This is a genomic window from Psychrobacter sp. DD43 (assembly GCF_904846555.1).
GTDB lineage: Bacteria > Pseudomonadota > Gammaproteobacteria > Pseudomonadales > Moraxellaceae > Psychrobacter > Psychrobacter cryohalolentis.
The window spans coordinates 50,689-62,857 of the sequence record NZ_CAJHBE010000022.1 but is presented as its reverse complement, the minus strand read 5'-3'; the positions used below and the strand labels follow the sequence as shown (position 1 = coordinate 62,857).

The following is a 12,169-nucleotide window of genomic DNA, read 5'->3' as shown; positions in this document are numbered from 1 at the left end:
ATGAGCGTGAGCAGACATTGAACCAATTATTGGTTGAGATGGATGGATTTGAAGGCAACGAAGGTGTTATCGTCATTGCTGCTACTAACCGTGCAGATGTTCTTGATAAAGCACTATTGCGTCCGGGTCGTTTTGACCGTCAGGTGCAAGTAGGGCTGCCAGATATCAAAGGTCGTGAGCAAATTCTTAAAGTGCATTTGAAGAAGCTGCCTAATACTATTGGTGTTGACGCTCATGCTTTAGCCCGTGGTACGCCAGGATTCAGTGGCGCGCAGTTGGCGAATCTTGTCAACGAAGCAGCTTTGTTTGCTGCGCGTCGTAACAAGCGCAGCGTTGATATGAATGACTTCGAAGATGCGAAAGACAAGCTGTATATGGGTCCTGAGCGTAAATCAATGGTCATACGTGAAGAAGAGCGCCGTGCTACTGCTTATCATGAAGCAGGTCATGCGCTAGTCGCCGAGCTGCTACCGGGTACCGATCCTGTGCATAAAGTCACTATTATGCCGCGTGGATTTGCGCTTGGTGTTACGTGGCAGTTGCCTGAGCACGACCAAACCAGTATGTATAAATCAAAAATGCTGAGTGATATTGCGATTTTATTTGGTGGTCGTATCGCTGAAGAAGTATTTATCGATCAGATGTCGACGGGTGCCTCAAATGACTTTGAACGTGCGACCAAAATGGCACGAGCAATGGTAACCAAATACGGCATGTCTGACGCGCTTGGTATCATGGTCTATGAAGATGATGACAGCTCACAAGGTTACTTCGGTGGCGGTGGTCGTACGATTTCAGAAGCCACTCAGCAAAAGGTTGATGAAGAAGTACGCCGTATGCTAGAGGAGCAATATGATATCGCTCGTGAATTGATTGAAGGCAATCAAGAAAAGATGCATGCTATGGTTGATGCCTTGATGAAATGGGAAACCATTGACCGCGATCAGCTGCAAGATATCTTAGCGGGCGAACAACCTCGTCCACCAAGAGTCTATCAGCATCATGAAGTGAACTTATCAAAAAATGATGTGAAAACAACCGGAATGACCCCTCCGCCATTACCAGCGATGTAAAAGTTACTCTTAAGTTTTGAATAAAAAAAGCCCTTTTGACAAAGGGCTTTTTCTTTATTACCAATTTAGAATGACATCAGATTTACTGGTATCATAAGCATTATAAGTTAGAGCTAAAATCAATTTTACGAATTCAAATTATCATGGATAAGTTATGTCACTATTCCAACCTTTAACTGCTTATACTGTGACCAGTCGTGATAAGGTTTTAGATTTATCACAGCCTCATATCATGGGCATCTTAAATGTCACGCCAGATTCGTTCTCAGATGGTGGGCAGTTTAATGCAGTTGATAAGGCAGTAGCACGAGGTAAAGAGATGATCGATGCAGGTGCTACCATCATCGATATTGGCGGCGAGTCTACCCGTCCAAATGCTGAAGTGGTGGCGACTTCTGATGAGCTACAGCGTGTGGTCCCAGTCGTGACAGCGATTAGGCAGCAGCTAGGCAATGACATATGGCTATCCATTGATACCAGTAGTCCTGAGGTTATGCACGCAGCGTTTGAAGCAGGCGCGGATATTTGGAATGATGTACGGGCACTCAAGCGTGAGGGCGCTGCGGTGATGGCAGCTAAGCTTAACATTCCTGTTATGCTAATGCATATGCGCGGTGAGCCAACTACGATGAATAATCTGGCAGAGTATGATGATGTGGTTAGGGAAGTAATGACAGAGCTAGAGGTGCGTATTGATGAAGTAACAAGCATTGGCGTCATGCGCGAAAATATTATTATTGACCCCGGTTTTGGCTTTGCTAAAAACTATCAGCATCACTGTGCATTATTGAGTGAGCTTAAGCGCTTACAAACACTCAAAATGCCAATGATGTTTGGTATTTCACGCAAGCGATTTTTAGCAGAAGTGCTGACCAAAACAGGTCTAGAAGCGCTTGCTACCACCCAACCGCTTGAGCGTGATAACGTGGGTACTGCTGCAGGTCTTTTTGCATTGCAGCAGGGGGCAAGTATCATTCGTACTCATAATGTCGCTATGATGCAGCAAGCCATAGCGTTATGGAGTCAGCTATCTGCATATGATAAACACCAATCGCTATCACTAGATGGCTGCAATTAAGTGATTATGATCAAAAATAGATTTATCGATGATAACAATTGCGAATAATAGAGTTTTGGCACTTTAATATTTATTTAAAGCCCTTTTAAACGGATGAGAATACTTTTATGACCATTAATAACCAGCCAGAGCCCACCAATGAGCAACGCCGTATTATTTATCAAGCCCGCCGTGGTCTCAAAGAGTTGGATTTTTATTTTGAACCCTATATTAAAGAGCTTTATTTAACGGCAGAAGCTGCCGAACAAGAAAGCTTTGCGCAAATGCTGACTCATGAAGACCCTGATTTATTAGATTATTTTACCAATCAAAACCGACCAGAAGATGAGGCGATATGGGAGTTGGTTAATAAGATTAAAACGTGGCGTCACAGTAAAAGTCTGAGTTAATTGTTTAAACGGTTAGTTTTATTTTTTGATTGTTAAAGTAGTATTGAGTCTTTTCTATTAATCAGAAATATTCTTTGGTAGCTCACTATGACAGCATTAACCTCGCTACGTATCGATACTGCTATTAAACCTATAAGCTACTTATATCTGCTATTTTATATGGCATTATCCAGTATCGTCATGGTATTGGCGGCGCTTGCTTCATTAGCTTTATGGCAATATGTCGTTATACTCCTCATCAGCGCTGCAGTCATTGGCTATTTAGCATTATCACGACCCATACTATTGCATCTAAGCCAGCCGCCACTTGATAAAAGTGTTTATCAAGATTGGCAGTTATTAATACGTACGAGTCGTGGGGATGCCTTGTGGCAAGCAAAGCTCGATACGGTCAGTCATTCTCATTGGGTTATCTGTTTTGATTTTAATATCGTAGAGTCTTATCAACGCCGATTTTCTGTGGCTATATTCCGTGATCAGGTTAGCCCTGAGCAATGGCGCGAGTTGACTATCTTGTCAAATATGATTGCAAACAAAACCGTTTAATTGAACTTAGTTTTAATTGTAGATGCTTACCTGCCTTATCTTACCGTACTAAATTATCTACTACATCTCATAACAAAATGCCTATCTAGAGAGGCAAATAGATTTGCTATATTGGAATTTATATTTATAGGTCGGTTTAAATAGTAGGTGATGGTAGCAGTCGTTACTTTGCTATACCAAAACCTGTATCGACGAATTTTATTATAATAAAAAGGATAAAGTTATGAGTTTGCTAGGGAATTTAGTGAGTCAAGTAGCACGTAGTGCCATGGATCCAAAGGACGCACAGCGTAATCCAGTTAATCAACGTATCAATCCGCGTCGTACCGGCGGTCTTGGTGATATATTGGGGAGTGTGCTTGGCGGTAGCAATCAGTCAGCGGGTTATAATCCACAACAGTACGAGCGCCGCTCAGCAGACAATGGTTTTGGGTTAGACGATATTATCGGCGGGTTAACAGGTGGCAAACAGCGCGGTGGCATGAGTTCAGGTACTGGTGGACTTGGTGATATTCTAGGTAGTGTACTTGTTGGTCAAACGACGAGAGGTGGCTTCGGTGGTAAAGGTATGCTTATTGCTGCCCTTATGCCTATGATACTGAGCTGGATAAAGCGCAATGGTGGATTAAGTGGTGCTCTCTCGAAAATTACCGGTATGGGCTATGAAAAACAAGCGCGTTCTTGGTTGAGTACTAATGAGCTTAACGACAATCTTGATCCTAACGATATCAATCGATTGTTCGATGATAGTGAAATACAGCAAGTCGCTGCTCATACAGGCGCTAACGAGATAGAGGTGCGTCAAGGGTTGGCTGAGCTATTACCTGAAGTCATGAACCAATTGACGCCAAACGGTAATTTAGATAACGAACCTGAAGCCAATGAAGAAATTGATCAAATTATTAGTCAACTATCAAGTCGTCTAGGGGCACTAAAATAATTAGGTTATTATTTATAGCATTTAAAACGATAAAAAAGCGCACCTGATTAGGTGCGCTTTTTTATATTTAAAATATAATAGCGAACGACAAAGGTTAAAATTGTTGCATTAAAAATTGCTAAAAACGTTCATCTAAAGTATCTAACGTATAGTTTAATGCCGCAAAGCAAATATCACTATTAAAGCCACGATACTGTAAAAAGCGCAGCTGCCTTGCTTTGTCTTTTTGTTCAGTGGGTATATCATCACCATATTTTTTGATACGCGCTGTGACTGCCAGTTTGAGCCAGTCTATACCTTCGACCAAATTATCTGCGCTGTCATCTATAAATTCACTAAACTCATCAGATTCTGCATTTGCCATATCGATAAGTTCATCGATATTATCGGGCATCGTCATCTTTTTACGATGGAATTCTTGCTTGATACGACCTCTGCCGCGTCCTTTTCTGATATTTTCACGAATCAACATTAGAGTAGTGCGGTAATCACTTTGATAGCCTTTTTCTTCGAACTCATCGAGTAGGGCATCAATTTTAGCCGCTTCTTGCTCTTTATCTAGCAATTTTTGCTTAAGCTCAGCCTTACCGTATTCGCGGCGTGACAAATAATAAAACGCCAACCAACGTAAGCGACTTTCTGCTTTGATGGCATCCATTTCCGCTTGGCGCTGCTCAGGCGTGCGCAAATATGCCTTTAGAGCAGCTGGTAGGTTGTCGATTTGGCTGTTTTGGTCGCCTCCCTGAATATCATGAGCAGCTACCGATTCAAATGCTGGTTCTGAGTTCATCAAAGCTGTATCAACGCCAGTCTCATTAATAGAGACACTATCTTCTTTATTGTCATGAACCGCATGTTTAACTTCAGCCAGCATCTCTTTGATACTTTGCGCAGCAGGTGGCTGATAAGCAGGTACGCTGTTAGGCTCAGCGTAGAAAGTAGCAGCTGGATGAAAGTGTTTTTTACGTTTTTTGGATTTGGATGAAATTTTTAAAGAGGAAGAGGCGCCAGTCGAATCTGCTGTAAAGTTAGTATGGTTATCTACTGTGCACTTCTCATCTAAATCATATGTATTTAGATGCTGAGAGCGCTTGCCAGTTTTACTGGTACTTTTAGGCTTGTCTTTATATGAGCACCTAGTAGATGAATGTTGTTCAATGGATTTCTTGTTTTCATGCGTAGAACTCGCTGAATCGGTATCCGACTCAGCGAGTATTTCAGCTAACGTTTTAATTTTCATAAGACATCATAGTTGCTGATAACGGTCTGAAAATATACCGTTATTGTACAGGTTCAGAGGCTAGTTCTTCGTTAGTCTCAGCCACGACCGCTGCTTTGTTGTCATCCTTTACGCCAAGTTTTTCAGCACGGATTTTGGCTTCTATCTCTTCAGCAATAGCAGGATTCTCTTTTAAGAACAGGACAGAATTGGCTTTACCTTGACCGATTTTCTCATCGCCATAGCTGTACCAAGAGCCCGCTTTACCAACTGCACCAATCTCAACACCCAAATCAATCACTTCGGCTAAGTGATTGGTGCCTTCACCGTAAGTAATCTCAAATTCGGCCTGGCGAAATGGCGGTGCCATTTTGTTTTTGATGACTTTAACGCGAGTTTGGTTACCGATGATTTCATCACCATTTTTGACCGCGCCAATACGGCGAATATCCATACGTACCGAGGCATAGAACTTAAGTGCATTACCACCAGTTGTGGTTTCAGGACTACCAAACATCACGCCGATTTTCATACGAATCTGGTTAATAAATAATACCATACAGTTTGAACGTTTGGCGTTACCAGTGATTTTACGTAAAGCTTGGCTCATCAAACGGGCTTGCAGACCCATGTGTGAATCGCCCATCTCGCCTTCAATTTCGGCCCGCGGCGTCAAGGCTGCGACTGAGTCAATAACGATCATATCGATTGCACCTGAGCGTACTAACATATCAGTAATTTCAAGTGCTTGTTCACCATTATCAGGCTGTGAAAGTAGCAAGTCATCCGTATTCACACCAAGCTTGCGAGCATATACAGGGTCTAAGGCATGCTCAGCATCGATAAAGGCACAAACGCCGCCCTGTTTCTGGCACGCTGCAATTGCCTGCAATGTCATAGTCGTTTTACCTGAGCTTTCAGGGCCATAAATTTCAACGATACGACCTTTTGGCAAACCGCCAATCCCGAGTGCGATATCTAAACCTAATGAACCAGTCGATACCACGTCGACATCAAGCGTTGCTGAGTTGTCACCCAAATGCATGATGGTATTTTTACCAAACTGCTTTTCGATTTGAGCTAGTGCAGCTTTAAGTGCTTTGGCTTTATTGTCGTCCATGTAGGACTCCTTGTTATCAATCATTTATAAGGATAAGTTGTATTAATATCAAAACGGCTTGTTCAATGCTATCAATGGCAATGTAAACTATCGCTGATAGCATTTTGAACTAAGCTTAGAGTAGGCAATGAGATGAGTCTTGTAGATCGCGATGTTAGTTATACATCACGCTACTATACAGTAAAATTAGATGCTGATAAAAGCGAAAAAAAGTTTAGAGATTTTAATGAGGCTCATAGTGCTTGCAACTTATATCACCAGATTATGTCTTCCTCTAACTTTATATCATTGTTTATTAGATAGGGTAATTATAACAAAATCCAAGGTATATATTGAGCATAACTGAATACTAGGCGACAATAGATGTCGTATGAGAAAACAAAAATATTTGTATATAATGCTAAAAATTGCTGTTCATATTTGAACCTGATGAGCATGCTATTTGTCAATAGTTTTGGAAGTTATCCACAATAAATAAATAAATTTTATTTAGCCAGTGTGAAACATATCATAGGATAAAATTAATATTAAAAATTTTATAAATAAATTATTTTGCTTTTAAATTATCGTTAACCTATTGATTTTAATAAATTTTTAAATCGTACAAAAAATGAACGATTTTACCTAAGCCTTTAAGCTATCTAGGCAAATGCTTGTCAAGTAGCGACTTATGCACAGGGTTATCCACAGCTTATGGGGAGAACTCACCAAGCCCTTACGGTATCAATGATTGCGCAGACAAGAGTTATCATTTAATTTACAAAACTTGGCTATTTCTGATTTTACAAGTTTAAATTTAGCAGGATTTTAGTATGGGCAATGCCTATGTTTCACATCTGTGCTGATAATTTTTTTTCGAATTGAAAGCTGTTGATACTCATCAAACATATTTATAGTCAGTTATATCAGTCTTTAACCCTTATGAGTAAAAGGTTTAAAGACTGATAGATATAAAAAAGCGGCTAAGATACTGATAAATATCTTAGCCGCTTTAAAGGAAGCCGACGTAATGCGTTTGGGATTAGTCTTTTAAATAGATTAAATCCCAAACCCCATGTCCGCTTGCTAGACCGCGGCGCTCAAACTTTGTCATTGGACGAAAGTCAGGACGGTCAGTGAAATTTCCTGCGCCTGCTTGATTGCTTAAGCCTGCAAAACCATCCAAAACTTCTACCATCCAAAAGGCATAATGTTCCCAGTCAGTGGCGGTATGGAACCAGCCACCTTGCTTTAGGCTGCGGGTGACAATCGCCATACGCTCAGGGCTAACAAAGCGGCGTTTATGATGGCGCTTTTTTTGCCATGGGTCAGGAAAGTAGAGCTGAATGCGATCGATATGGTTTTCTGGTAACTGTTTGAGTAGTTGAATGGCATCACCATTGATGATTCTGACATTACTCAAATTTTGAGTACCAGCCATATAAGCGCATTTGCCGATACCCGGCTCATGGACTTCAATGCCAACAAAATTACGACTTGGCTCGGCTGCTGCCATTTCAATGAACGAATCTCCAAGTCCAAAACCAATCTCAAGGGTCAAGGGTGCCTCACTGCCGTTTGGCAATTCAGCAAATAGCGCACGCAAATCGTTAATGCCTTCAAGATTGCCGTCACCAAAGCTATTATTGACCAAGTAATGCGCAAACTCAGGCGCCGTCAATGCCAGTTCGGCATTTTTATTCATATGGGTGCGTCGTTTCATAAAGGTATTGACGATACGAATATGTTTGCTGTCGTCAGACGTGGCTGCTGCGCCGATGGTCTCATTCCCAATGACCGAATTGGTATCGAGAGGTGCTTGCCCATTGGTAGGGCTACTGTCGCCAAGGATAGCGTCGATGACAGCGTCGATGTTAGTATTGATATCAGGATGTTGACTCATAGGATTAACAAGGCTTAATAAATGGGTAGTGCGCTCATTATAAGTGAAATCTGTACGGCTGTGAATGAACAATACTTTTTTAATAATGTTAGCGCGTTTTATAATTTAGGTACATTATTTATCTAGTGTTTCTCTGGTCCATGCAATGCTATTAACGTTATCATATAATCTCAACAGTTAAGTTAAATGTCTTTTTAATCGCCTGTAAGGCTTGTCACTATGTTATTTATTGAGACGGATTCGCCGCCCCCTTTTTACCAAGAAAAATTGCCTCCTGCCAGACGCACACAACTGGATAAATGGTTTATCGGACATCGTAGCCAACGCTATTATCTAAAACGCTTTGAGCAGTTTGATGAACAAGGCTATCTGTCGCCAAAATGGCATTGGGCAGCATTTTTTGTGACCTTTCCATGGTTACTCTATCGTAAGCGTTATATGGATGCACTCGTCTACAGCGTGGCAGGATGGTCGTTTATTCAGCTTAATATCGCGCTAGTTTTGGTAGCGGTTGAGTTCTTAGTAATGCCTTATATTACTGATGCTTATCAGATGACGATACGCGTTAGTATTGCCGCGCTAATTTGGCTGTTTTGGTCGTTTATGGTGGCACGCTGGACGGATGCTTACTATTACCGGATGGCACGGCGTGAGATTGCCGACGCGATTAATGACTATCCACAAGATGAGCGCTTGCAAAAAGCCCATCTAAGCCAAGAGGGCGGGGTGAGCTTATTTGGGCTGGGGTGGGGTTTTGGATTTTTTGCTTTTACATTAATGGTAATCAAAGTACAGTTTTTACCCATTATCGCCAAACCAAAAGAAAACGAAGTGCTGTTTGATGCGTATGATACCGTTAAAACCACGCAAAATCATGTGGCGCTAGCGTATCGGCAAACAGGACAATGTCCGCTGGATCTGCCTATCGATAGCGGTACTGAGAAGGTGCATATTGAGATCGATCGTAGCGCAGCTGGTGTTGCAGAAACTGATTGTGTAGTGATTGCGACCATTCAAAATGTAAAACTCCCTATACGTTATCTCAATGATCAAACACTGGTCTTTTATCATCTGCCAAACAGTGATGATTGGGAATGCATCAGCTCATTGAATAAGAAACAAGCGCCGGAAAATTGTAGCCCTGATTAGGTGGCTACAAAGACTGAGAATTATTTTTGACAACAATTTCTATAGTTGAAAAAATTAATGCTTAGATTCAGTCGTATGATTATTTTCATCATCGACTGATATGGCTTGGCTTTTTAGCGCTTCATAAAAATCGCTCAAGTCCATCTTACGGGCTTTGCCAATATCTTCATCAAATAAGCTTTCAAGCTCCGCCATCGATGATTGAGCCGACTCAATCATACTGGCCTCATCATCATAAATAGCTTGTTGACGTTCAATCAGATCATCATCGTAATCACGGAAAGTTTGCACTGTCTCACGCGCTTTTTCTGGTGAGATGCCAAGCAGTTGTAACGACTCACGCGACATATCTAGCGAGGACAAATATGTCTCACGCCAGATATGACGAACCCCAACCTCACGTAATCGGTAGTAATGCTGGCGGTCACGTGCCCGTGCTAAGATAATTAAATCTGGATAGTTTTTACGTAAATATTGGGCGGTGGTGATAGAACGCTCTAAATCATCGATGGCAAGGATAAAGACACGTGCTTTTTTGATACCTGCTGCACGTAGGATTTCAGGGTTTTTTGGATCACCATAATAGACTTGGTTACCGAATTTACGGACAAAATCGACGCGGTTTGCCGAGCGCTCAATCGCGGTAAACTCAATATTGTGCATACGTAGCACACGACCGATAATCTGACCGACTCGCCCAAAGCCAGCAATAATCACCTGATGCTCATGATCTGGAATCGTGTCGTATTCGCGGCTTGGTTTGCTTTTGGCAAATAATGGCTCGCCGACTTTTTCTAATAACAAGAATGCCAAAGGAGTGAGTGCCATAGAGATGGTTACGATCAGGTTTAACGTATTGGCAAGTTCAGGTTGTAAGACGTTTTGGGCACTTGCAACACTGAACAAGACAAAAGCAAATTCACCACCTTGAGCCAGTGTAACCCCCAGTCGAATACTGGTTGGCCAGCGATTACCTGAAATTTTTGCAATCGCTGTAATCACTCCGAACTTGATAAACATCAATGCCATCGCACAGCCGATGATAAAAATGGGTTTTGCTAATATCAATTTCACATCGGTCAACATACCGACTGACATAAAGAACAGACCTAATAACAATCCTTTAAAAGGCTCGATACTGGCTTCAAGCTCATGGCGGTATTCAGAATCCGCCAACAATACACCAGTTAAAAATGCGCCCAACGCCATTGAGAGCCCGATTTGACCCATCAAAATTGACACACCCATTACGATAAATAGCGCGACCGCCGTTAGTAATTCTGACGCACCACTTGAGGCAACAAATTTAAAAAATGGACGAACGACGTAGCGACTGGCAAAAATAAGTCCAGCAAAAACCGCAAAAACTTTACCAAAATAAATCAAATCATAGCTTTGTTCACGCACCCCTGATAAGAAAGGAATGACCGCTAATAAAGGGATAACCGCAATGTCTTGGAATAATAAAATCGTAAAGGCTTCACGGCCATGAGTGCTCGATAGCTGCTGTTTTTCAGTCAGAATTTGTAGGACAAAGGCGGTAGATGAGAGCGCAAGCCCGAAGCCAACGATAAAAGCAGTATCGAGCTGCAAGCCAAAAATCTGATGTAACAGCCCCATCAATAAGACACCAGTCAAACCAACTTGCAAACCGCCAAGGACGAATATTGAGCGCCTGAGTGCCCAGAGCCTTGATGGCTGCAGCTCAAGCCCAATGATGAACAGCAGCATCACCACGCCAAACTCAGAGAAATGCAATAAGCTCTCAGCGTCACCTGCGACGTCCAGTACACTTGGACCTAATATCAATCCTGTGATCAGATAACCTAAAACCGTCGCAATACCAAAACGTTTACCAAGGGGTACAAAGAGCAGGGCTGCTCCCAAGAAAATTGTCGCTTGTAACATCAAATTTGGTGAGCTGGCGGCGGCAGCGAACATCTGGAATCCTTAGCAATGACGATAAATGGGCAGTACAACAGCAGTATTAGAAATAAAAAGCAATTTTATAACGATTATTTTTTACGATAAATCTTCCATATGCCATTATCTGCCAGCGGATTGTTATAGGCATCGTTACGGCGCTTACGCGGTGTCTGTCGACTGTCTACGATTTTAAAATCGGGTAGGACATGGACAATAAGTCCAGTTCGATAAAACCGTACCCGTTCAGGCTCTAGCATCTCACCCTTATTATCTCGGCAAAATACATAAGCACGCAAATCAATAAACTCACGGTGCGCGACCAAACGCGTCTCATCATCCTTATCAAACGCAGCAATCATACGTGCAATGTCATCAGCACTATAATCGCCGCATTTATCCGTAAGCGCCCCGACCGAGCCGAAACTCTTGGATTCTTTTGCATGGGTTTTGGTCAGATGTAGGCGCTGCACATGATATATAAACTGCGGTATCTCAAGGCTGGCAGGCAGTGGCAAATAGTCAGGCGGCAGATTGGCAGCAGGATAAAACGCCATGGCGCGTTCAAGCAAATTGTGCCAACGTTGCTGATAGGCTTGGACTTCTGCTAAGTTACCTTCATAGATAGGCATGTCACGAATTTGACGTAAGATATCAGGTGGAAACTGTGCGCCTCGAAAGCGAGCAATGTCTTCTTGCAGCGTCGATAATAAAACTTTGGCGTGTTTTTTGCCATCCTTTGAAATCGAGTCATCGATATAACTTGGGGCGACGAATGGCGCTGAGCGTCTAGACATAGCAGAAGGTCATCCATTGGTGGCAAATGTGGCGTTTCAATTTTCAGTATACA

General features: G+C 42.2%; 11 protein-coding genes. 6 read left to right on the top strand and 5 right to left on the bottom strand.

Translation table 11 applies throughout. From position 1 onward, the window contains the following. The 5 genes from JMX89_RS11290 to JMX89_RS11270 form a co-directional block, all read left to right on the top strand. On the top strand, positions 1–1,073 hold a 1,073-nt coding region (locus JMX89_RS11290; RefSeq protein ID WP_201551577.1), incomplete at its 5' end, for an ATP-dependent metallopeptidase FtsH/Yme1/Tma family protein. 154 nt (positions 1,074–1,227) lie between these two features. Beyond that, the gene (folP, locus tag JMX89_RS11285) at positions 1,228–2,151 is read left to right on the top strand and encodes a dihydropteroate synthase (protein ID WP_201531097.1); all 924 of its coding nucleotides are present in this window, start codon (positions 1,228–1,230) and stop codon (positions 2,149–2,151) included. 107 nt (positions 2,152–2,258) lie between these two features. Continuing rightward, positions 2,259–2,540: a succinate dehydrogenase assembly factor 2 gene (locus JMX89_RS11280; RefSeq protein ID WP_201531096.1), complete on the top strand. Its 282-nt coding sequence runs from the start codon at positions 2,259–2,261 to the stop codon at positions 2,538–2,540. Between the two features lie 87 nt (positions 2,541–2,627). Beyond that, positions 2,628–3,086 carry a hypothetical protein gene (locus tag JMX89_RS11275; RefSeq protein WP_201531095.1) on the top strand — a complete coding sequence of 153 codons (459 nt, stop codon included), beginning with the start codon at positions 2,628–2,630 and terminating at the stop codon, positions 3,084–3,086. 223 nt (positions 3,087–3,309) lie between these two features. Beyond that, the gene (locus JMX89_RS11270) at positions 3,310–4,026 is read left to right on the top strand and encodes a YidB family protein (protein ID WP_201531094.1); all 717 of its coding nucleotides are present in this window, start codon (positions 3,310–3,312) and stop codon (positions 4,024–4,026) included. Positions 4,027–4,144: 118 nt separating this feature from the next. Here the strand turns inward: JMX89_RS11270 and JMX89_RS11265 are convergent, their stop codons facing one another. The 3 genes from JMX89_RS11265 to trmB all read right to left on the bottom strand — a co-directional run bounded on the left by JMX89_RS11265 (position 4,145) and on the right by trmB (position 8,247). Then, positions 4,145–5,266 carry a regulatory protein RecX gene (locus JMX89_RS11265; protein ID WP_201531092.1) on the bottom strand — a complete coding sequence of 374 codons (1,122 nt, stop codon included), beginning with the start codon at positions 5,264–5,266 and terminating at the stop codon, positions 4,145–4,147. Positions 5,267–5,306: 40 nt separating this feature from the next. After that, complete coding sequence (gene recA, locus JMX89_RS11260) at positions 5,307–6,365, bottom strand: recombinase RecA (RefSeq protein ID WP_201531091.1); 1,059 nt, start codon at positions 6,363–6,365, stop codon at positions 5,307–5,309. Between the two features lie 1,021 nt (positions 6,366–7,386). Continuing rightward, complete coding sequence (trmB, locus tag JMX89_RS11255; RefSeq protein WP_201551575.1) at positions 7,387–8,247, bottom strand: tRNA (guanosine(46)-N7)-methyltransferase TrmB; 861 nt, start codon at positions 8,245–8,247, stop codon at positions 7,387–7,389. 219 nt (positions 8,248–8,466) lie between these two features. Between trmB and JMX89_RS11250 the strand changes: the two genes are divergently transcribed. Further along, positions 8,467–9,396, top strand: coding sequence for a DUF2628 domain-containing protein (locus tag JMX89_RS11250; RefSeq protein WP_133104707.1), 930 nt, complete (start codon positions 8,467–8,469; stop codon positions 9,394–9,396). A 54-nt stretch (positions 9,397–9,450) separates the two neighbouring features. Here the strand turns inward: JMX89_RS11250 and JMX89_RS11245 are convergent, their stop codons facing one another. Both JMX89_RS11245 and JMX89_RS11240 read right to left on the bottom strand, forming a co-directional pair. Continuing rightward, positions 9,451–11,337: a monovalent cation:proton antiporter-2 (CPA2) family protein gene (locus JMX89_RS11245; protein WP_201531085.1), complete on the bottom strand. Its 1,887-nt coding sequence runs from the start codon at positions 11,335–11,337 to the stop codon at positions 9,451–9,453. A 74-nt stretch (positions 11,338–11,411) separates the two neighbouring features. Then, on the bottom strand, positions 11,412–12,116 hold the full coding sequence (locus JMX89_RS11240) for a hypothetical protein (RefSeq protein ID WP_133104705.1): 705 nt from the start codon (positions 12,114–12,116) through the stop codon (positions 11,412–11,414). Between the last annotated feature and the right edge of the window lie 53 nt (positions 12,117–12,169).

What these genes read in the sequence shown, in the direction of transcription:
- folP (WP_201531097.1), top strand. Translation starts at nt 1,228, where the DNA reads ATGTCACTATTCCAACCTTTAACTGCTTATACTGTGACCAGTCGTGAT.
- JMX89_RS11280 (WP_201531096.1), top strand. Translation starts at nt 2,259, where the DNA reads ATGACCATTAATAACCAGCCAGAGCCCACCAATGAGCAACGCCGTATT.
- JMX89_RS11275 (WP_201531095.1), top strand. Translation starts at nt 2,628, where the DNA reads ATGACAGCATTAACCTCGCTACGTATCGATACTGCTATTAAACCTATA.
- JMX89_RS11270 (WP_201531094.1), top strand. Translation starts at nt 3,310, where the DNA reads ATGAGTTTGCTAGGGAATTTAGTGAGTCAAGTAGCACGTAGTGCCATG.
- JMX89_RS11265 (WP_201531092.1), bottom strand. Translation starts at nt 5,266, where the DNA reads ATGAAAATTAAAACGTTAGCTGAAATACTCGCTGAGTCGGATACCGAT.
- recA (WP_201531091.1), bottom strand. Translation starts at nt 6,365, where the DNA reads ATGGACGACAATAAAGCCAAAGCACTTAAAGCTGCACTAGCTCAAATC.
- trmB (WP_201551575.1), bottom strand. Translation starts at nt 8,247, where the DNA reads ATGAGTCAACATCCTGATATCAATACTAACATCGACGCTGTCATCGAC.
- JMX89_RS11250 (WP_133104707.1), top strand. Translation starts at nt 8,467, where the DNA reads ATGTTATTTATTGAGACGGATTCGCCGCCCCCTTTTTACCAAGAAAAA.
- JMX89_RS11245 (WP_201531085.1), bottom strand. Translation starts at nt 11,337, where the DNA reads ATGTTCGCTGCCGCCGCCAGCTCACCAAATTTGATGTTACAAGCGACA.
- JMX89_RS11240 (WP_133104705.1), bottom strand. Translation starts at nt 12,116, where the DNA reads ATGTCTAGACGCTCAGCGCCATTCGTCGCCCCAAGTTATATCGATGAC.